The sequence below is a fragment of the Clostridium thermosuccinogenes genome (assembly GCF_002896855.1).
Lineage (GTDB): Bacteria > Bacillota > Clostridia > Acetivibrionales > DSM-5807 > Pseudoclostridium > Pseudoclostridium thermosuccinogenes.
Genome location: NZ_CP021850.1, coordinates 2592756 through 2614497 on the forward strand (window position 1 = coordinate 2592756; position 21742 = coordinate 2614497).

The 21742-nt window shown below is 43.7% G+C and carries 17 protein-coding genes and 1 other annotated feature; of the genes, 4 read left to right on the plus strand and 13 right to left on the minus strand.

All coding sequences use genetic code 11. The features are described from left to right. Positions 1–204: 204 nt before the first annotated feature. Both CDO33_RS11260 and CDO33_RS11265 read right to left on the minus strand, forming a co-directional pair. A complete protein-coding gene (locus CDO33_RS11260) occupies positions 205–1140 on the minus strand; it encodes a helix-turn-helix domain-containing protein (protein ID WP_103080090.1) in 936 nt (311 codons plus the stop codon). A 395-nt stretch (positions 1141–1535) separates the two neighbouring features. Beyond that, a complete protein-coding gene (locus CDO33_RS11265) occupies positions 1536–2300 on the minus strand; it encodes a MerR family transcriptional regulator (RefSeq protein WP_103080091.1) in 765 nt (254 codons plus the stop codon). Positions 2301–2642: 342 nt separating this feature from the next. On the opposite strand from CDO33_RS11265, the gene CDO33_RS11270 reads away from it, so the two are divergent. Together CDO33_RS11270 and ltaE are read left to right on the plus strand one after the other, a co-directional pair. Continuing rightward, complete coding sequence (locus tag CDO33_RS11270; RefSeq protein ID WP_103080092.1) at positions 2643–3908, plus strand: FAD-dependent oxidoreductase; 1266 nt, start codon at positions 2643–2645, stop codon at positions 3906–3908. Between the two features lie 50 nt (positions 3909–3958). Further along, the gene (ltaE, locus tag CDO33_RS11275) at positions 3959–4990 is read left to right on the plus strand and encodes a low-specificity L-threonine aldolase (RefSeq protein ID WP_103080093.1); all 1032 of its coding nucleotides are present in this window, start codon (positions 3959–3961) and stop codon (positions 4988–4990) included. Between the two features lie 245 nt (positions 4991–5235). Here ltaE and CDO33_RS11280 read toward each other — a convergent pair whose 3' ends face one another. The 3 genes from CDO33_RS11280 to CDO33_RS11290 form a co-directional block, all read right to left on the minus strand. Further along, positions 5236–7767: an AMP-binding protein gene (locus CDO33_RS11280; RefSeq protein WP_103080149.1), complete on the minus strand. Its 2532-nt coding sequence runs from the start codon at positions 7765–7767 to the stop codon at positions 5236–5238. 60 nt (positions 7768–7827) lie between these two features. Continuing rightward, positions 7828–8097, minus strand: a binding site (T-box leader). Positions 8098–8157: 60 nt separating this feature from the next. Continuing rightward, positions 8158–8715 carry a manganese efflux pump MntP gene (locus CDO33_RS11285; RefSeq protein WP_103080094.1) on the minus strand — a complete coding sequence of 186 codons (558 nt, stop codon included), beginning with the start codon at positions 8713–8715 and terminating at the stop codon, positions 8158–8160. Between the two features lie 656 nt (positions 8716–9371). Beyond that, positions 9372–10775 carry a uracil-xanthine permease family protein gene (locus CDO33_RS11290; RefSeq protein WP_103080095.1) on the minus strand — a complete coding sequence of 468 codons (1404 nt, stop codon included), beginning with the start codon at positions 10773–10775 and terminating at the stop codon, positions 9372–9374. Between the two features lie 690 nt (positions 10776–11465). Here CDO33_RS11290 and CDO33_RS11295 point away from each other — a divergent pair. Together CDO33_RS11295 and CDO33_RS11300 are read left to right on the plus strand one after the other, a co-directional pair. Beyond that, positions 11466–12719 carry a M23 family metallopeptidase gene (locus tag CDO33_RS11295; RefSeq protein ID WP_242973820.1) on the plus strand — a complete coding sequence of 418 codons (1254 nt, stop codon included), beginning with the start codon at positions 11466–11468 and terminating at the stop codon, positions 12717–12719. Between the two features lie 205 nt (positions 12720–12924). Further along, complete coding sequence (locus CDO33_RS11300; RefSeq protein ID WP_103080096.1) at positions 12925–14055, plus strand: zinc-dependent alcohol dehydrogenase; 1131 nt, start codon at positions 12925–12927, stop codon at positions 14053–14055. 256 nt (positions 14056–14311) lie between these two features. Here the strand turns inward: CDO33_RS11300 and CDO33_RS11305 are convergent, their stop codons facing one another. From CDO33_RS11305 to CDO33_RS11340, 8 genes are all read right to left on the minus strand, one after another. Then, positions 14312–15001 (minus strand): hypothetical protein, encoded by a 690-nt coding sequence (locus tag CDO33_RS11305; RefSeq protein ID WP_103080097.1) that lies wholly within the window; start codon positions 14999–15001, stop codon positions 14312–14314. A gap of 136 nt (positions 15002–15137) precedes the next feature. Further along, on the minus strand, positions 15138–15839 hold the full coding sequence (locus CDO33_RS11310; protein ID WP_103080098.1) for a DUF4367 domain-containing protein: 702 nt from the start codon (positions 15837–15839) through the stop codon (positions 15138–15140). Then, positions 15832–16395: a sigma-70 family RNA polymerase sigma factor gene (locus CDO33_RS11315; protein WP_192874990.1), complete on the minus strand. Its 564-nt coding sequence runs from the start codon at positions 16393–16395 to the stop codon at positions 15832–15834. The genes CDO33_RS11310 and CDO33_RS11315 overlap by 8 nt, the downstream gene beginning before the upstream one ends. 277 nt (positions 16396–16672) lie before the next feature. Beyond that, positions 16673–17572 (minus strand): cell division protein FtsX, encoded by a 900-nt coding sequence (locus CDO33_RS11320; protein ID WP_103080099.1) that lies wholly within the window; start codon positions 17570–17572, stop codon positions 16673–16675. Next, a complete protein-coding gene (locus CDO33_RS11325) occupies positions 17553–18245 on the minus strand; it encodes a cell division ATP-binding protein FtsE (RefSeq protein WP_103080100.1) in 693 nt (230 codons plus the stop codon). The genes CDO33_RS11320 and CDO33_RS11325 overlap by 20 nt, the downstream gene beginning before the upstream one ends. Positions 18246–18248: 3 nt before the next feature. Next, a complete protein-coding gene (locus CDO33_RS11330; RefSeq protein ID WP_103080101.1) occupies positions 18249–19400 on the minus strand; it encodes a coiled-coil domain-containing protein in 1152 nt (383 codons plus the stop codon). A gap of 84 nt (positions 19401–19484) precedes the next feature. Beyond that, a complete protein-coding gene (locus CDO33_RS11335; protein ID WP_103080102.1) occupies positions 19485–20180 on the minus strand; it encodes a response regulator in 696 nt (231 codons plus the stop codon). Between the two features lie 140 nt (positions 20181–20320). Next, complete coding sequence (locus CDO33_RS11340) at positions 20321–21736, minus strand: sensor histidine kinase (RefSeq protein ID WP_103080103.1); 1416 nt, start codon at positions 21734–21736, stop codon at positions 20321–20323. Positions 21737–21742 lie beyond the last annotated feature (6 nt).

Below are 21742 nucleotides of genomic sequence, written 5' to 3' on the forward strand. Positions count from 1 at the left end.
GGACTTCCTCCTGGAAACACAATGTTGGATCTGTACCCTTTAGAATTGCAGGTATAGGGAGCTGTCTGCTTTTATATGTAAACTCCAATCACCTGGGAAAGTCCTCTAAATCCTCTAGCATATACAAGCACGATATCTTTTTTCCACTAAAGTTCCCAGCTGTTAGTACCAAAGTTACGCATAGTATACAAATATGTTGAACTCCTATAACACAGTATCGCCATTTCCATGGCTTTTGAGGACTTTTCGGTATTCTCCCGGGCTTATCCCGGTTTGCTTTCTGAAAACCCTGTTAAAATAGGTCACATTGTTATACCCCACCTGCAGCGCTATATTCATTATGGCATCGTCCGACCCCGTCAAAAGCTGCTTCGACTTTTCGATGCGTATGTCATTAACATACTCGGAAAAGTTTTTCCCGGTTTCTTTTCTGAACAGCCGGCACAGATAGTCCGGATTTACAAAGTACAGCTTGGATAAATAAGAAAGCTTCAAATCCCTGTCATAATATGCCCGGATGTAATTCTCCACCGCATCGATAATCCAGTGTTTCCCACTGCCGGCAGCCGTTATTAACATTTCCTCCGTTCTATCCCTTTTCATATAATTTAATAGTGTTTGCCGAATCAGGTGCGATACAACCTCCACTATTTCCTTATACTGCTCTATATCCTGTTTTCCAACCTTTTCTGTTCCTTCAAGGGCATCGAGCAAAAGATTTTCCTTTACTCCGGTAATTCCACATGCTTTATGTATCATGCCCTTTATGGAAGGCAATTTTTCCTCTTCCGTCATGTTTCCAAGATATATGACACAGATTTTTCTGCCATTCAAAACCACCGGCTTTACGATTTCCGTAATCCCCAGATAGCAACGCCCCACATACATTTCGTTTACAGAGAAGGCCTTCCGTATAGAACAGGCCTTGCACCTTAGGCAAAAACGCAGGCCGGCACAGGTAGTCTTGGCTTTATTGCAAAAATCATTATAATGCACTTTATATATCGGATGCAGCTTAAGATCGGGATTGCTTTGAAAAACACCCGAAGCATCATGGATGGATATGTGTATCTTCTTGCCGCTGCATAGCCATTTCATACTTTTATCGAGAATGCTCATAGGTTCCGCATCAAATTTCACCGGGAATTCTTCCTTCCATAGGTAATTTAATTTTAATATCCGGTCAAAGCCGACAAATCTTCAAATCCGCTTCATTTAGTTTCATAAAGTTTTCAGACATCTGAACATCGTCTTTTGTTAAAACTAGTTTTCTTTTCAATTCCAACCGAGACCTGGGGATGTCCTTTTCAATTGTACACAAATAACCATACTCTATCCCATAAGTTTTATTTGATAGCAAATCACACTCAAATACCATCATGCTTCAAATTATACCAGAATTTATAATGTATTCAAACATGATGCCTATAATGCCGGAGTTTTACAATACATAAACATGAAAAAGCAATTGCCACCTATTTCCATTCCAGATAAATAAAAAGGAGCGGCTGGTATTACCAACCGCTCTCCCCTGCTTATTTATTCATACCGGTATATATTAAAACAGCATCCCTTAAAAATTTAGCCAGTCCAGGCTGCTCTTTATCATAGTACTGTGTAAACCTCTCATCATCCACATACATCTGAGCAACGCCTGCATGAGCCTCTTTAGTGTAATTTGGCCAAAAATAGCATAACCACTGGCGGTGAAGATCCGCAGCTTTTTGTGCCAGTTCCCCGGCCGGATCGCCGGTTTTAAAGGCCTCTTTTAATGTAGTCATCACGTCTTCACCTAATTTCTGAACTTCTTCGTATTGCTCCTGGGTCATATTTTTAAACTTTTCGTAAGATTTGGCCACTTGCTCTTCACCGTATTTTTCCCTTATCTCTTTTCCGTATTTCTTTTCATTTTCATCCAACAGCTTTTGCTTAAAACCTTCGAATTTTTCCATATCGCTCATAATAATCCTCCCTTCCGATGCAGCTATTGTTTTTTCTACATTGGCAATCAGCGCATCCAGTTGCTTACGTTTTTCAAGAAGCTTTTCACGGTGTTCCTTCAGTGCAGCCAAACTGTCGAAGGACGGCGAGGACATGATATCCTTTATGCTGTCAAGGCTTACCCCCAGCTCCCTGTAAAACAGTATCTGCTGCAACCGGTCGACCTCCGACTGTCCGTATATGCGATATCCTGAAGAATTGATCCTAGCCGGCTTTAGAATCCCAATTTCATCATAATACCGCAGTGTTCTGGTACTGATACCTGCCATCTTTCCCAGTTTTTGCACCGTGTATTCCATGCTTTCACCTCCTGATAAAAATAATTTACACCTTTACGTAACGTTAAGGTCAATAGTTTTTTAAAATTTTAATATTTTTTAAATGTTCGGTCAGAATCCTCAGACTTAGAGCTTTCATAGGCATTATTTGCTTTCAGCCTTGTGTTCGTATATAGTCATGCTTCAATTTGTATCCAAGCTTAAACTGCATTAAAAATATGATGTCAATATTGTTTAAGTTTTAATCAGTACAGTATAAGATAAAGTTTTTCCCGTCCTCTATAATTAGCTTATCGGTATGATAGCATCTATTCCCATATAAAACATGAATTTTAGGAAGCAAATTACAGGGAGGGATATCAAATGTCAGGAAATAAAAAGTATGACCTTATCGTGGCCGGTGGCGGGCTGTCGGGAGTTGCCGCAGCCGTAGCAGCCGCCCGGGAGGGAGTAAAAGTGCTGCTTATTGAAAAGAACGGTTATTTAGGAGGAATGGCCACGGCTGGTCTGGTAAATCCTTTTATGCCCTATTGCGAGCGTTCTGAAAATGGTGGGTATAACTGGAACAAAATAGTAAACGAAGGCCTTTTCAAAGAAATTTTAAGACGTTTGGATGAACTGGAAGGGCTTCATAAGAACAGACAGACCTTCAATGAGGAAATTATGAAGCTCGTACTGGACAGGATGATACTTGAGCATAAGATTGACATACTGCTGCACTCATTTATTTCCTCAGTGGAAAAGCAAGGTGCAAGGCTGAAAGCAGTCACGGTAACCAGCAAGTCAGGGACAGCTTCCTATGAAGGGTCATACTTTGTAGACGCTACCGGCGATGCTGATCTCAGTACCTTGGCAGGCTGTGAGTATAGAATAGGACGGGACTCGGATCACCTGTGCCAGCCCATGACCCTTTGTTTCAGACTTGCCAATGTTGACACATCCAAATACGACCGCAATTTCGTTAATAAAAAGTTCAATGAAATGAAGCAAAAAGGGCTAATAAAAAATCCCCGGGAAGATGTCCTCACTTTCGCCCATGTTGTGGACGATGTGATGCATTTTAATTCCACCCGGGTTGTCGGTAAATCCGGAGTAAAGGCCGAAGACCTTACCCAGGCAGAAATTGAAGCCCGGGAGCAGGTTTATGAATTATACCGCTTTATGAAAGATAATATTCTAGGTTTTGAAAACTGCCAGCTGCTTATGAGCGCACCGGAAATCGGAGTTCGGGAGAGCAGGCGCATTGTAGGTGAATATACGATTACGCAGGAAGACTTGTTGAATACGGTGAAATTTGAAGATTCCATAGCTCGGGGCACATATCCGGTGGATATCCACAATCCTTCAGGCTCCGGAACCGTCATACAGCATATCCCTGCCGGTGACTACTATACCATTCCCTACAGGGCCCTCCTTCCAAAAGGGATGGATAACCTCATCGTGGCAGGCCGGCCTATTTCATCCACCCATGAAGCCCATTCCGCATACAGGGTCATGCCTATATGCACATGCATAGGCGAAGGAGCCGGAACTGCTGCCTCCATAGCGGTAAAACGTAATTTAGCCTTCCGGGATGTGGATTATAAAGAAATTCAGAGTCTGCTGGATAGTCATGGCGCTTTATATTAAATCTCCGTTATGTTAAAATGACCCCATAAACATATTTTGGAGGTCATTCTATGAAGTTCATTGACTTGAGAAGCGATACGGTTACACAACCAACCCAGGAAATGAGGGAAGCCATGTACAAAGCCGAGGTGGGCGACGATGTATATGGAGACGACCCTACCATCAGGGAGCTGGAAGAGTATGCCGCCCACCTGGTGGGAAAGGAAGCTTCCCTTTTTGTACCCAGCGGAACCTTCGGCAACCAGCTAGCTCTGTTTACCCACTGCAGGCATGGGGATGAGGTCATATTGGGTGACGACTGCCACATAGTGGCCCATGAAGTAGGTGCTTCATCCGTGATAGCAGGAGTGCAGCTGAGAACGCTGCAAAGCCGTAAAGGCGCTCTTGACCCCGATGAAGTCAGATCGAAAATCAGAGGAGAAGATATCCACTTCCCCAGAACCGGGCTCATATGCTTAGAAAACGCCCATTCCAACGGTAGAGTTATACCGTTGGAAAACATGGAGAAAATATACGGCATTGCCAGGGAACACGGAATTCCTGTCCATCTGGATGGTGCTCGGCTTTTCAACGCTGCTACAAGTCTTGGCATTGATGCCGCTGAGATAGCAAAATACTGCGCCTCCGTGATGTTCTGCCTTTCCAAAGGCTTATGCGCACCCGTCGGGTCCATGCTGGCCGGCAGCAGCAGCTTCATTGAGAAAGCCAGAAAAGGCCGCAAGCTTATGGGAGGCGGCATGAGGCAGGCAGGTTTCCTCGCTGCGGCAGGGTTGGTAGCTTTAAAAAAGATGAGGCTAAGGCTCAAGGAAGATCATGACAATGCCGCGCTTTTAGGCCGGGAGCTGGCAAAAATACCAGGCATAAAGGTGTTTACGGATGACATACAGATAAACATGGTCTATTTCGACATGAGAGACACCGGGGATGATGGTTCTAAGCTGGTGAAGGAACTACTCAAAGAAGGAATTAAAATAAACGGACCGGAAAATGGCATTATGCGTTTTGTTACCAACTACTGGGTAACAAAGGATGATATAATGCATGTGGTGGATGTAATAAAAAATGTGCTGAAGGCAGCATGATAAAAGCTGTGGTGCATTGTTTTTCTGATTTTAACATTTTGATTAAGAAAGCAATGGCCCTGGAGAGTAATTAACGGTGAATGCCGTTTCATTGATCGCCATTATGCTTAATATTGAAAAAGAACTCCCTTCATACATAAACTGCTGTCAATGAAGGGAGCTCTTTTTATAGTCTTTATAGTTTTTATAGTCTGTATAGTTTTTATAGTCTTTATAGCCTTTATAGCCTTTGTAGTCTTTAAGGCTTAGGCGGTGATTATGTTGTTGGCTGCCTGCAGCCCTAGCTTCTCTATCGCCTGCTCGCGCATCTTGTATTTAAGTATTTTTCCGGCTGCGTTCATGGGGAATTCGGTCACAAATTCCACATACCTTGGAGTCTTGTGCTTTGCCATATGCGAGCGTACAAAATCCTTGAGTTCTTCTTCCGTCATCGTTTCTCCGTCTTTTAGTATTACGCATGCCATTATCTCTTCACCATACTGTTTGTCCGGAACTCCGATGACTTGGACATCCCTTACCTTGGGATGGGTATAGATGAAGTCCTCAATCTCCTTGGGATAAATATTCTCTCCTCCGCGGATGATCACGTCTTTGATGCGTCCGGTGATTTTAAAATTACCGTTGGAATCCCTTCTGGCCAGGTCGCCGGTATGCAGCCATCCATCCTTATCGATAGCAGCTGCTGTCGCTTCCGGCATTTTATAATAGCCTTTCATGATATTGTAGCCCCGGGCGACAAATTCTCCATCCACACCGTCGGGCAAATCTTCGCCGGTCACAGGGTCCACGATTTTGCACTCTATTCCTGGGAGAGGACGTCCTACGGTGTTTACCCTAACCTCCAGGGGGTCATCCACACGGCTCTGGGTACAGCCGGGGGATGCCTCGGTCTGCCCGTATACAATGGTTATCTCCTTCATGTTCATTTTATCCACAACATCCTGCATTACCTTTACAGGACAAGGGCTGCCTGCCATTATGCCCGTTCTCATATGGGAGAAATCCGTTTTCGGGAAATCCTCATGCTCCAGCAGGGCGATAAACATTGTGGGTACGCCGTGGAAGCAGGTGATTTTTTCCTTGTTAATGCACTCCAGTGCCGCCTTCGGTGAGAAATATGGCAGCGGGGACATGGTGACTCCATGAGTCATGGCAGCTGTCATTGCCAGCACCATGCCAAAACAGTGGAACATGGGCACCTGAATCATCATGCGGTCCGCGGTGGAAAGATCCATACAGTCACCTATGCACTTTCCGTTGTTCACGACATTGTAGTGAGTGAGCATAACAGCTTTAGGAAAGCCTGTGGTTCCAGAGGTATACTGCATGTTGCACACATCATGCTTGTTTATAGAAGCTTCCCGCAGGTAAACGGATGCCAGCGGCACCTTATCCGCCAAAGCAATGGCTTCATCCCAGGTCAGGCATCCCTTTTGCTTTGACTCTATTGTGATGATGTTGCGCAGGAAAGGAAGACGTTTTATGTAAAGCGGCTTACCAGCTTCAGCAGTTTCCAACTCAGGACACAGCTCTTTTATAATCTCAACATAATTGGAATCCTTATATCCGTCTATCATAACAAGGGTATGGGTATCCGACTGCCGCAGCAGATATTCGGCTTCATGAATCTTATAGGCTGTATTCACCGTCACAAGGACCGCCCCTATTTTTACCGTTGCCCAAAAGGTGATGAACCACTGGGGCACATTGGTGGCCCATATTGCGACATGGTCCCCCGGCTTGACGCCTAATGCAATCAATGAACGGGCAAAGGTATCCACATCATCCCTGAATTCGGCATACGTCCTTGTGTAATCCATAGTGGTGTACCGGAACGCATATTGATCCGGAAACTCATCCACTACGCGGTCAAGCACCTGAGGAAAGGTCAGGTCTATCAGAGTATCCTTCTCCCAAATGTATTTGCCTGTCTTTGTCTTATTGTCAAACAACTTGGTACTTACATTGTTCTTGCCCAAATACTTTTCCATGAAATTTGCGAAATGAGGGAATACTATGCCGGCATCTTCTATATCCGGAGCCCAACGTTTAACCCATTCCAGAGAAACATATCCGTCATAGTTGATGGAACGCAGTGCCAGCATCATATCATCTATGGGCAGGTCCCCTTCACCCATCATGCGGTATTGGGTTTTGCCATCCACAACTACCGAATCCTTGGCATGTACATGTTTTATGTAAGCTCCCAGATTCTGCACCGTCTTAGCCGGTGATTCACCGGCATACCTGTAGGGATGGTGGATATCCCACAGGGCTGCCACCGCATCACTGGCCACGGAGTTCAACAGGTTGCACAGACGAGCTGTATCCGAGTATACACCATTGGTTTCCACCAAAAGGGTTACTCCCTTTTCCTCGGCAACAGGAGCCAGGCGTTTCAGCATGGAGATGACTATCTCATCATCCACTTCACCTTCCGGATGAGGTTCAAGGTCTCCAAGTATGCGGACATAAGGCGTACCAAGCTTCGAGGCGAGGTTGATATACTTCACGATTTCCTGAAAGTTTTCCTCCTCTTTTTCAGGAAACTTCAGACAACAGCCGGAAGAAAGGCAGGGAATTTCCAGACGCAACCCGGCAAGCTTCTTGATAGTTTGCGGAAGCTGGCTTTCAGAAAATGGATTTGAATCGGCTGTAAAGATGTCATCTCCCAATCCACGGATTTCAATTCCTTTAAAGCCAAGATCTTTGGCCATGGAATATGTGTCTGTCCAGCTGAAACCAGGACAGCCCAAAGTTGAAAACGAAATTTTCATGATTATCCCCTCCATAAACTTTCCTGAATATAACAAAAGGCTTTCATCTCCGACATTTCTGCCAGAGACGAAAGCCATTACTTCCGTGGTACCACTCTAATTGGTATGTACATACCCTCTTTGCGGCATCGATCTTACGATGAATGCCCTCTCGTTATAACGGCGAGAAACCCGGTCCCACCTACTTGCCACAAACAGCACGGAGCCGCCGCAGCTTTCAGCTGACTGCTCAAGGGGGAGTTCACAGCCTGCCATGTGCACTGTCTCTCAGCAACCGACAGCTCTCTGAAGCACATTAAAACAGTGTGTTTTCCCTGTCAACGCATTTACGAATATACAATATTGCTGCAAATAATATCAAATATTTAATTATATGTCAAGTATCAAAGTTTACAATACACCCAAATGTTCAGCCAGTATTTTAGCGCCCATGACGATTAATATAATGCCCCCGGTCAGCTCAGCCTTTGATTTAAACCTGCAGCCAAACACACTGCCGATTTTTACTCCCAGGAAGGATATGATAAAAGTGGTGATGCCGATTATGGAAACCGCCGGGATAATGTCAACCTGCAGGAAAGCAAAAGTTATTCCCACTGCAAGAGCATCAATGCTAGTAGCCACTGACAGAACAAGCATTCTTTTCAAACCGAAATCGCTATCCACCTCACACTCTTCATCCCTAGATTCACGGATCATGTTGATGCCTATCAACGAAAGCAGAACAAAGGCAACCCAATGGTCAATAGATGTTATCGCACTGCTGAACCGGGTTCCGAGTATATAGCCCAGGAGAGGCATTAATGCCTGAAAGCCTCCAAAGAAAGCTCCTGTCATCAGCGCATTCTTATAGTTCAATTTCCTCATGGATAATCCTTTGGTGATAGCTACCGCAAAGGCATCCATCGCTAAACCAATCGCAATCATAAGCAACTCATATAATCCCATATTTTTCCTCCACAAGCTAAAGTGCTTACTCAAAAAAAACTCATAAGTAGCCTTTTTAGCTACCTATGAGTCTTGTTCTTTAAGGCAAGCCAGGCTGTTGTGCAGCCATGATGTTGACTTGTCACACATATAAAATGTGCAAACTACTCCCCCACAGGATATGCAATTTTTTATATTATATCACAGCTTTGCTCAAATTTCTATATATTTCATTATTCTTCCCTTTATATTTCCGGAAACAACAGACCTTCCAGTCCTAAATAACAGCTTCTTGCCACCGGCATCAGTCAGTATGGCATCAGCCGGAGCACGAACACAGCTTCAAGGTAATCGATATAACCTTAATAATTTTACATAAAAGCACCTGTTGATGTAAAGGGTTTTTCATTATCAAGGATGATTTTTATGCAGAGTTTTCGCAATGCCATTGATTTACATAGGTTGTAATATTGAAAGTATTCAATTTGCAAGCCTCCCCATGGCATGCACCGGATCAGCATCTCAAGTGTCCTCAAAGCAGGTTCTGCGGAAAGACAAAATCGGCGACCGGGATATACATCTCCCCGACCGCCGTACATCGATCTCATATGGAATTATGATAAATATAACTTTAATAAGAATTAACCCTTTTTAGATGATGTGTACCTGATAAAGTGCTATGTGGAAGCTTTCTCATCCGCTTTGGCCTTTTTCTCCCCTATGCTTAAAACAAGGTTGAGAAGGATTCCGAATATAGCCGCTCCTGCAATACAAGGAACATTTACTCCAAAGAACGGTATATTTCCGCCGAAGGCATACTGTCCTCCCAGTCCTATAACCATGATGGTTGCAATTACGGCTATGTTTTTGGAGCTGAAAAGGTCAACCTTTTTTTCCACCATTATAGCAACACCCTGAGCTGCTATAGCACCGAACAGATAGATTTCCATACCTCCAATAACCGCTGTGGGTATTGAATAAATTGCATTTACCAGCGGAGTAAAGCAGGCAATTACCATAGCAATAATTGAAGCTGCAATTATTACCGGTACGGAGAATATTCTGGTGATAGCCATTGCACTGATGTTTTCTCCATAGTTGGTTCCGGCAGGACCTCCCACTAAACCGGATACAATATCACCAATACCGTCTCCTATCAGGTTGAGACCCAGCTTGTCCGCTATGTTGAACTTCTTACCGGTACCCTTCTTCTTTGCCAAGTCATTTACATAAATGTCCAGCTGATATACATGGGCTGTAGATTCCGGAATGGTGGCAATAGCTATTGGCATGATGGCTGCAACCGCCATTGCTGATGGTTTTGGCAAAGTGAAAATCGGCAGGGCGAAAATTCCACTGTTGGCAGTCTCCGGCAGCACTTTGAAGAGGTTTATGCCGGTTGCCAGATTTATAATAAAAGTTGCTAAGCATCCAACAATTGGTCCAAGAATAAGGGGCAGCTGTCCCATAAAACCTTTCAGATATACTGAAAACAATATAGTCGAAATCAATGTGACCAGTGAGATGATCCATGCCATGTTTTTCGCCAGCTGCATCTGAGAGTCAGCCACTACCACCGTACCTGCCGTATCAATTGCTATAGATGCGGCATCACTTAAGGCAGTGCCTGCCAAGGTAAGTCCTATTACCATTGCTATCGGTCCTGTAATTGAAGCAGGTAAAATCTTTTCTATGGAATCTCTTCCGAATCGATTTACTATCAAGCCTGCAATAATCGAAACAAAACCGGACATGACTATACCGAATTGAGCTATGGATATCTTTTCGTTAAGCGTCAAACCGGCCAGAGCTTCCGAAGTCATCAAGCTGCCTATCGCAGCAACGTATGAAAAGCTCGAACCGTAATATAGCGGAATTTTTCTTCCGGTGACCAGTATGAAGCAAATAGTTGCAAAACCGCTGGCAAAAATCGTTGTAGAAATGTGAAAACCTGTGATGATTGCAACAGCTACCGTTGCGGGAAACATTACAATGACTTGCTGCAGAGCATAAAGCAATAACTTCCAGACCGGTGGCCGTTCGTCGGGCAAGTACCCGATTTCCTGCTGATTTCTTACCATAAAACATCCCCCTCATATTAAGTTTAAATTATTTGTGTTTAGTTGAATGCTGGTAACTTCATGCCATCCGTTAAGGCAAGCCGCTCTGAATGACATAAAAAAATCTTGCCTGAGATATCACAGACAAGATCGTGTTTCATTCAAGATCACATATGCATCATATATACACACATGTACATATAATTAAATGTGTTCAATATCTTGTCGGCATCTCTGTACCAGACTTAAAAATATTCAACCTTCGACATTGTATCATATGTAATTAGTTTTTTCAACATATTTTAGAATTTTCAGAAAAGTTTTCTCCCAGGGTTTAATTGAAAAAGTTATTTCCACCCCAAGTTCATAAACAGTGGAATTTAGTTATTATGTAAATCAGCAGAAATAAAAAAGGTGGAAGTTACTTTTACAACGTGGCATGTATTTTTCAATTCACTGTTTTGCCTGCTATTTAACTTAAGAAAAATTCAGCCAACAACGGATGCTTTTATTTATATACATTGATTCCTTTCAGGGCAGCAGCCATCTATTTTCTATCATCTATAATCAAACCGATTTTATATAGAATATAGTATTTGAAAAAATCATAGTATTATATGTGCCGGTCTTATAAATACAGATAAAATCCGGCTGATTTCCATAGCTTATATGACATCTTATTTTCATATGTGAAGGTAGGTATGTGCAGTTATGATTTTCATCATATCAAAGAAAAGTCTGATATATGCCGGAATTGGCATTATTCTGTGTGCCGTTTTGGTATTTGGCACATGGATGCTGGTTTCAAATCAGATTGTTCAAAACGCCTTTTTAAGCGATGGTGAGGATGCTTTAGAGGCTGAACCCGGAATCGGTACAACATCCGGGTCTGGCACCGTATCCGGTTCCGGCTCAGAATCCGAATCCCAAAAGACTCAAAAATCGTATATAAAGTGGGTGGATTTTAATGTTCCCTATGAGGCCATGTACAAAGCAATGAAGCTGGATATAAACTCCCAGGACAAACCGGTTAAATTGAACTGGATTGAAATGCTGGCCTATCTCGCCGCAAAAAACGGAGGCAATTTTAAGGGATATAAGGATAAGCAGCTGGATGATCTGGCCGAAATCCTAAGCTCGGGGAAAACCATGGAAGAGCTTACACAGAATTTGAAATACTACCCCTACTATCTCGAAGCCTACAGCGCAGTGTTGTCGGGTTTTGTAGGAGAATATGAAATCGAAGTGCCGGACAAAAATGCAGAAGGGGGAAAACGCTGGGAAAGACGTTACGGCCTCAAGGCCTTCTCCCCCATAGCAAAGAATTTTCCATACAGCCACTACGATGACTTTGGAAACAGCCGCACCTATGGCTTTAAAAGAGTACATCTCGGGAATGACCTTATGGGGCAGGTAGGGACGCCCATCATTGCTGTGGAAGGCGGAGTTGTGGAAGCTATGGGCTGGAATCAGTATGGTGGCTGGAGAATTGGAATTCGTTCCCACGACTCCAAAAGATATTACTATTATGCGCACCTTAGAAAGAATTTCCCATACAGAAAGGATTTAAAGGTCGGGTCGGTGGTTAAGGCTGGAGATGTCATAGGATATATGGGACGAAGCGGTTACAGCAGGGAAGAAAATGTAAACAACATACGGCAGCCCCATCTTCATTTCGGTATGCAGCTGATTTTTGACGAATCTCAAAAAGAGGGCAAAAATGAAATCTGGATAGATGTATATCAAATTGTACGCCTTCTGAACCGCAACAGGTCGGAAGTAGTCAAAAATCCTGAAACTAAGGATTATTACAGGGTTTATGATTTTCGTGACAGCAGTGAGCTGTCAAAACCAAGCACTCCTCCCGATGATGCACTTATTGATGAAGACATTTTTGATGATATTTTTGACACCGGCGTCATTGATGAAGGTGTTCCGGAAGACTGCCCGGCTGATGGGATATAAGCTGCTATACAGTATATTTCTCCATATTTCGGTAAAGCTAACATCGGTATTCATTCTTCACAGCTTTATTAAAATACCGATGTTAGCTTTATCTTTTGGGCCAGCAAACTGGTGCTATTGAAGGTAAAATAAGCTCCGGATAAGACAGACCAAACTTAAAGCACAGTTTGATGCATTTATTTTACGAAAGATGGGAGGATATGATATGAAAGCACTTGTCTATGAGGGAGTAAGAAAAGTGGGTGTCAGCAATGTAGGTGATCCGCAAATTAAAAAACCGGATGATATAATAATCAGAGTTACATCCACAGCCATTTGCGGTTCAGATTTGCACCTCATCCACGGATTTGTACCAAACATGCCAAAAGGCTTCATTCTTGGCCATGAAACCATGGGAATTGTTGAAGAAGTAGGAAGGGATGTCCATAAAGTAAAAAAAGGCGACAGAGTTATAGTTCCCTTCCCGGTAGCCTGCGGCCATTGCTGGTATTGCGAGCACGATCTTTGGAGCCAATGCGACAATTCCAATACCAACGGAGAGGTAGGCGGCCTTTTCGGTTACAGCAAAACCTATGGCGGATATGACGGAGGTCAGGCGGAATACCTAAGGGTACCCTATGCCAATGTCGGCCCCACCGTTGTTCCTGAGGATTTAAAAGATGAACAGGTCCTGTTTCTGACTGACATCCTGCCTACATCCTATTGGGGTGTTGATATGGCCGGCGTCAAATCCGGGGATACCGTAGTGGTTCTTGGCTGTGGCCCTGTCGGACTTCTAGTGCAGAAGTGGGCCGCCTTTAGAGGAGCCAAAAGAATCATTGCCGTGGATTATATCGGTTACAGACTAGAGCATGCCAGAAAACACAATGGAGTTGAAGTCATAAATTTCGAGGATCATGACAACACCGGTGAATATATAAAAGAAATCACCCATGGAGGTGCAGACGCAGTAATCGATTGTGTCGGCATGGACGGGAAAATGACTACCATCGAGCTGATAGAATCAATGTTAAAGCTTCAGGGAGGTTCCAAATCGGCAATAGAAATCGCCACCCAGGCCGTCAGGAAAGGTGGCACTGTTGTACTGGTAGGAGTTTACGGTGCCAGGTACAACATGTTCCCTCTAGGGGATTTTTTTGCAAGGAATATTACTCTGAAAATGGGTCAGTGCCCTGCCCATTCCTATGTTGAGCCCATACTGAAGCTTATCAGGGAAGGAAAGTTTGACGCGACAGACATAATAACACATGTACTGCCCCTGGATAAAGGTCCGTATGCTTATGAAATATTCGATCAGAAAAAGGACAATTGCATTAAGGTGATCCTGAAGCCATGACACTATGATGATGCCCCTTTGGGTATTCCTTTGATTTGCTCAGGCTGTACAAAGCCGGTTTGAATTCAGTTGATTGAAACGGATGATTGCTGCCTCGAAAGGAATCAAAAGCACAAATCAATCAATACATCCATTAATAGCTGAACTCTTTCCTAAACTATGTTGGGAGAAGGCGATCAGTGAATTTTTAATGCAAAAAAGGCGCCAGGATTATTCAACCAGACGCCTTTTAATATTTCTCAGAAATTTTGATATTTTATCTTTCCGCAGTTTTTCTTTTGCGTATCACAACAGCAGAGCCTCCAATCACGATAATCGCACCTGCTGCAGCAGCTATCGCCGGCAAAGCCATTGAAGAAGCATCCTTACTCTGTGTCGAAACTCCGCTTGCAGTATAAAGCTCTGCTGTTGCAGCAACATCATCTGCAGGAGCACTGGTTATGGCAACAGTATCTGTTGCAACATCAGGCACAACATCATCGGATGAAACGCTGGTGGACAGGACGATGTCCGGTGCCATGTCGGATGTAGCCGCGTTTCGCGCATCCGGGTTGTCCTCCGGAACAGGCTCCACATCTTTGGCAGGTCCGACATCCATCAGCACTGCTTGCTGGCCTTCCACAACCTTAACCATATCGTTACCGAAGATGTCATACAGAAACTTAGCATTTTCTTCACTGTAAGGAGTAATGCCTATCTCTACATATTCTCCCATCGGTCCGGTATGGGTGATCTTAAATCCTTTAGCTTCAATTTCCTTTGCATGGTCTTCAAATACATACTTGTCTATCTCTGCCTGTTTTTGCAGCAGCCTGCTGTCTATTTCCACCGTCTGGCCCTGATATGCAGGCGACTGTCCTCCCCCTTCTTCAGCATGAGCCACCGAAGTTAGTATGCTTAATGACATACCCAGAATAAAAGCTTTCGATATTATTGATTTTTTCATATAAAAACCCTCCTGATCAAATTTAAAATTTTAATAACCTCATTACTTTTTCTTGTTCAATGATTTCACTCGTCAACACATCGGTTATGGCTGTCTTTTTGTCTTTTTGCCTTTTCAACTAAAGAAACTGTCCTGTTTACCGCTTCATAGAAGCGGCTACCCTGAGAGCCTCATCTGACGATATATGTCCCGCCACTGAGTAGTGGACCCCGTCCAAGAACCAGTGAACCTCTGTCCCATCTTCTTTCAAATAACCGGAAACACCATTGATGTCTATTTTTTTGTAACCGGAAAATTCGTCTTCCAAGGCCTTTGTCTCCTCAGTAATTGAAAACGAAAGCTCTTCTTTTACATAATTGAGGATGATTTTGTCTGCCATCTCGCCCTTATATCCCGAAGCAAGGATTTCTTCCAACTTAAAGCCTTCCGGGATATACCCCGGCATGATAAAGGCATCTCCGAAAATCTTCCGTGCCTCATCAGGATTTGTGACAGACCAGCTTTCAATCGCTTCAGAGTCAGAACCCGAAAGAATATCTACGGTGGTTTGCCCTGGAGCCACCTCCATAGCATTATCTGTGGCTGCCATTATGTTGGGCTGTGCAGCATTATCTTCACCTGTTCCGGTTTTCGGTGGCAGCAAGTTGAGAATTCCGACGGTTGCAAGGATCAGCACAAAGCTAGCAGCCGGGACCAGTAATCTGTTAACCCTGATATTTAGGTTGATATTTCTTTTTTTCTGACAGCACATCAAGGTTTTATCCTTGAGCTCTTCGCTGACTTTGATATCCTTCATGCATTCATCCGCAATGCTTTTAAAATCTCTAATATTAATCACCCAAGTCAATTCTCCCTTCTAACTTTCCTTTGAGCATTGTCCTCGCCCTGTGAAGTCTGCTTCTTACAGTTCCCTCAGCCACATTCAGAATTTTGCTTATTTCTGCAGTATCGTAGGCATGATAGTAATAAAGTATGATCACTTCTTTTAAAGCTGCCGGAAGGGATAATACTTCATCGAACAGGGCCTTGTTTTCATCTCTTTTTATGATTCTGCCCTCAATATCCGATGTCCGTCCGGAAGTTTTTATCCTGTCGGTAAGCAGCACTCTTTTGATCCATGAATTACGCAGCATGTCCTTGCAAACATTGATGGTCACTTTTATAATCCATGTTTTTTCGCTGCTTTCTCCCTTAAAGCTGTCAAACTTGTTGTAAATCTTTATAAATACCTCCTGAAATGCATCTTCCGCCTTTTGCATGTCTTTAAGATACATATAGGAAGTTCTCAGCACATCATTGCCATAGACATCCATCAGCCTTTGCAGTTCTTGATCAATATTTTTTTTTGCTACCTTCTCAGGGTTATTCTCCTTTGGTACCGAAAGGAAATACATGTATTGCCTCCTCCCTGTTGTGCTGTCACTTATTAGACGAGGCACAATCCTTTTTCGCTCCCTGATTTGACTGGCAATTTTTACGCATAAAAAAACCTGCCCTTATGCCTGTCCTTTTAAGAGTAACGTCTGAAGCTGTCCAGCCGTCCGGCTTAAAAGAGATACAGCGCTTTGCAGCAGGTTTAATTGCTAATTGCTATTGCAGATTTTCTTTAGCATTCAATGTTTAAACTTATATTTTAACTTCTGTCGTGATGAGAAAGGAGGCACCGGTCTGTCAAACGCTGCCTTCCGCATCCCTGGTAGAGGAAAGTCCAAAAAGGCTCCCTGCTATTCCAAGAAAAGCACTGATTGCCAGCAGGAGCCTGGTTAGGTCTGTTACCAGCACCTTTCCGGAAGGAAGGGGTATAAAAGGTAAAGAAACGCTTACCATGTCATACCCACGGCTTATAACAAAGGATATAAGGGCAACTGCCAATATGCCACCTCCCAGGGTCAGCATCAGCCCCACCAGGATATAGGGAAAGCCAATAAAACTGCCGGGAGCTCCCAAAAGCTTCAATGTGCTTATCTGCTCCCTGTTATTGTATATTCCCTGCCGTATCATGTGGGAAACTATAACCAGCGTGGTTATGCCAACAGCGGCAATAGCCAGTAATCCTAAAGCTTTTAAAGCATTTGTTATGCTCTGCAATCGTTGCAGAACCCCTTTGTTATCCCGCACATGTTCTATCCCATCAAGGGCTGAAACCTTTTCCAAAATCTCCTCCATCTTGTCCAGATGAATCCTCACCTCTATGAATGCTTCAAAGGGGTTATCATCAAAGAGTTCCAGAATATGCGCCTCTTCTCCCAGGACATCCTCCATCCTGCTATAGGCTTCCTCTTCTTCCACCAGACGCACCTGCCATACACCGTCAATAGCTTTTATCTTCTCCACCAGCCTTTGAACCTCATCCCTGTCCGAATTTTCACTGAAATATGCACTGATTTCGGCCTCCTCCTGCAGCATTTCAATCATCTGGCTCCCGATCCACCATCCGGATATGATCATGCCCAGTATGAACATAACAAGGCCTGTACCTAAAAATGAAAAGATGTTGGAAAGGAGATTCATTCTGACTATCCTGCCTGCCTCTTTCAGAAAATAACCTAAATTAGATAAGAAGCTCTTCATTCGATTCACACCGCCGTTCTATAGAAATGTTGCCCTTATTCACCCGGACAAAAGTGGCATTCTTCTGGTCTTCAATCAAATGGGTCGCATGGGTGGTTATAATGACCGTCGTATTTTTATCCTTGAAAGAAGTCAAAAGATCCAATATATTCAACGCATTGGCATGGTCCAGATTGCCTGTGGGTTCATCGGCCAGAATTAAGGCAGGCTTCCTGGCTACAGCTCTGGCAATGGACACTCTTTGAGCTTCACCCCAGGACAGGTTTTCCACCCGGGAATAAGCCTTATGCTCCAGCCCAACCCTGGCAAGGGCACTTATGGCATTTTGCTTGATCTGCCGGGAGGGAATGCCTAAAAAACGCATGCCCATCATGACATTTTCCATTGCAGTTCTTCCCTCGATGAGCCTGAAATCCTGAAATACAGGACCTATCTTCCTTCTCAGCTTTCTGATCTTCATGGCTTCCCGCCTGAACATGGCCTGGCCCAACACCTTCAAAGCTCCGGAGGTGGGATATTCCACTCCCATGAACAGTTTTAAAAGGCTGGTCTTTCCGGAACCGCTCGGCCCGGTTATGTAAACTAACTCTCCTAGCTTTATTTCAAGGTTAACATTGTGCAAAGCCAGGGTTCCATCCTTATACCTTAAAGAAACTCCCTTTGCCTCAATCATATCTCACCCTCCTGATCTGCGAAGCCACAGGAAATCCGGCTTGAATTGAAATCTCAAGCTTCCTTCCTCCATCTCTATTGATTCCAGTGTTATATCAATATAATCACCTATGAGCTCCTTGAAATCTATCAGCAAATATCCATTCCGGAATAATTCGTTTATAGATTCAGGTTCCAGGGGCATATCATAAAAGCTCCCTTCCGACACCTCAAACTTCAAAACGCTTTTATCCTCCACCGAGAATACTCCCTTAAGGACAAGATGCTTTTCAGGGACTTCTATATCAACCCTATCCTTAAAGAAGTGGAATTCTACACCTGACAGGGTCTTATTCCCTTTCAGCACTTCATTCAGCACATCTTCATAAACGGTTCCCTGTACGGTAAAAAGTCCGATTTCCAGGTTCAAATCCTTCAGAGGAAACTCTCCTTCTATCATAATCCTGCTAAACTCTTGCACTATATCGGAAAACAAAGCTTTAATTTCATCCCACATCTGCTGCAGATTTCCCAGCTGTTCCTCATAGTATTCCCTTTCTTCCTCCAGAGAGTCCAAATAAGCTTCCTGTTCCCCCCTCAACCTTATGCTTTCGTCCAATTTCAACTGAAGCTCTGCCTTTTTATCCTCCAACAGCCTGACTTTCTCCGACAGCTTTTCCTTTTCGACCGTCAATTCTCTTTCCAGCTCTTCCACAGAATCCAGCAGTTCTCCCACGTTTTTCGTCAGATCCTTCAGAATGTTGAGATTTTTAAGAAAGGAGGACAAATCCTTTGAGCTTAAAAGGGTTTCCAGGTATGAGGCCGGTCCGCTTCTCTGATAGCTTACCAGAACCTGTCTTAAGGTATCCAACTGCTTGTCATATTTTTCCTGCTGCTTAGCAATCAGCTTTTCCACATCTCTTATTTCGTCCTGGAGAACTCCAATCTCCCCGTTGACCCTTTCAGCTTCCCTCTCCATCTCTTCGATCTTCTGCAGGAGAATAAAAAGATCCGCCAGGACAGCCTTTTCTTTGTCGGATATGCTTTCCAGCTTCTCCTGAACCTCTTCGATGGGCTGCACCTCTCCGGAAATCTTTAAGGGAAAAAGGGATGCTATCACGATAGCAAAAGATAGGGCAAAAATTAAAATAGTCCTCGGTTTCTGAAGAACAGCCATGCTTCCACCCTCCTTTACTGTATTATATCATGGGCAGTAATTTCTTTCCACCGGGAACCTGCACAAAGATTTAAGAATCGCTATTTATTTGTCGGCAAATCTATAGCCAATACCAACCTGTGTAAGAATAAACCTTGGATTAGCCGTATCTCTCTCTATCTTCCTCCTAAGGCTCGCCATAAACACTCTAAGGCTTTTCGCATCGCCGACCTCGCCAAAACCCCATATTTGGCTGATTATATAGTTATGAGTGAGCACCTTGCCCCTATTGGCAATCAAAAGTCGCAGGAGCTTGTACTCTATCGGTGTCAGATGGACTTCCTCACCATCTACGAATACCAAGCCTTTTCCATAATCCACGGTAAGGTAGTCGCAAGTAAAGGTCTTGGCATTATCAGGATTTGTCATGCTGTTTATCTTGCGCTGTGCGACCCTGATCCTGGCCATAAGCTCACCTGTGTAAAAAGGTTTTGTCATATAGTCGTCAGCTCCGCAATCAAGGGCGTTGATTATATCACTTTCTTCTTCCCTGGCGGAAAGAACTATGATGGGAGCATTGCTTTTTTCCCTTATCTGCCGTATGACATCCATGCCATCAATATCAGGCAAACCCAGGTCCAAAAGAATCAAGTCAGGGTTATTGGCATAGAAAAGGGCAACAGCTTCCTTTCCGCTGGAAGTTGTAATGGTTCTGTATCCTTCATCCTTAAGGAACATGTTTACCAACGACATGATATATTTGTCATCCTCGACTATTAGAACGGTAATGCTATCTGCCATAATAACTCCTCAAATTTGCTCGTCTGTACAAAAATTCAATATCACTTCTATTTTAAACAGAATTTTTTAAGCAGGAATACTGACTTTTTTTAAAGTCCTGCCAATCTATATATTTGCAAGATACATTCCCTTTTATAATTTTATTTTGCCTGGTTGCTGTAATCCTTCATACATGGCAACGTAAATGCAAACAGCGCACCACCGAGACTGGATTTACCGGCCCATATGCTTCCTCCGTGGGACTCGACAATAGCTTTGCAGATAGCCAGTCCCAAGCCTATTCCCCTCTTGCCGTCTGAACCGCATTTACCGCTTGTTACAAAAGCATCAAAAATTTTATTCGCCATTGCAGGATCTATTCCTTTCCCTCCGTCGGCAACATTAAATTCCACATATCCATCCCGTTGAAATACCGATAGCTCGACCGGTGCATCCTTTGAGGTATGGGTAATGGCATTATCCAGAAGATTTATCAGCACCTGGGCAATCATTTTTCCATCCATGGGAATTGCAATCAACTCTTTCGGCATTTTTATACAAAAGGGCCTCTCAGAAAGTCCGTTAACATGGCTGACCGCATCGTTTACAATGTCTTCGACCACCTCAATTTGCTTTTTAACCTCCAGCTTCCCATTCTCAATTCTTGTCATATTCAATATGTTTTCCACCATGGTTGTAAGCCAAACTGCCTGCTCATTTATATCCTTAGCCAGGTGCTCAATGCTTTTCATGTCAAGGCTTTTGCTCCTCTGCAGGATATAGCTGCTTGCGCCTGTAATTCCGGTTAGGGGAGTGCGCAAATCGTGGCTTATGCTTCTTAAAAGGTTGCTCTTCAAATGTTCCCGTTCCATGGCAATTTTTATGTTTTCCCGTTCATTGTAAATCAGCTCGCGGTCCAGTACAATACCAATCTGTGCCGCTACCGCATTTGCAATCCACTTTTTCTCAATATTGAGGCTGGGACCGCTGCCATATATCTTTAATGTACCCAGTTTTCTGGCCAGACCCATTATGGGAATCTCCATGATTTTTAAACCTTCGTCAAAGATAAAGCTGTCGCTTTTATAAATCTGGCTGCTTTCATTCAGCTCCACCACGCTGTCACAGCCTGTATATTCCTTGATGCAGCGTATCCCCTGCTGTGCGATGTTTGCTTCACCGGTAACATTAAGGAGGCGCTGCAGCACTTCATACAGCAGCTTTGCCGTCCTCTCGTTTTTCTGGGAAATCAGCAGTTGGCGCTGAAATCTTACCGTCAGGCTGGAAGATATTACCGATGCAGTGAGGAAGAAGAATATCAGCGCGATATCATTGGTGTTATTAATGACAAACGTGTGGAGAGGCTCTGCAAAAAAATAGTTGAATGCCATGACGCTTATGAACGAGGCAATGATTCCGAAGCGGTATCCCCTTGTCAATGCTGTTACCAGCAGCACCCCCACCATAAAAAACATCAATATGTTCTCCTTGTCTATGCCTAATCGGTTTAAAGCTATGGAGCTCACAGCCGTAGCCATCATGATAAGGAGAAGCCTCAGATAACTTCTTCCTTCCATATAGTC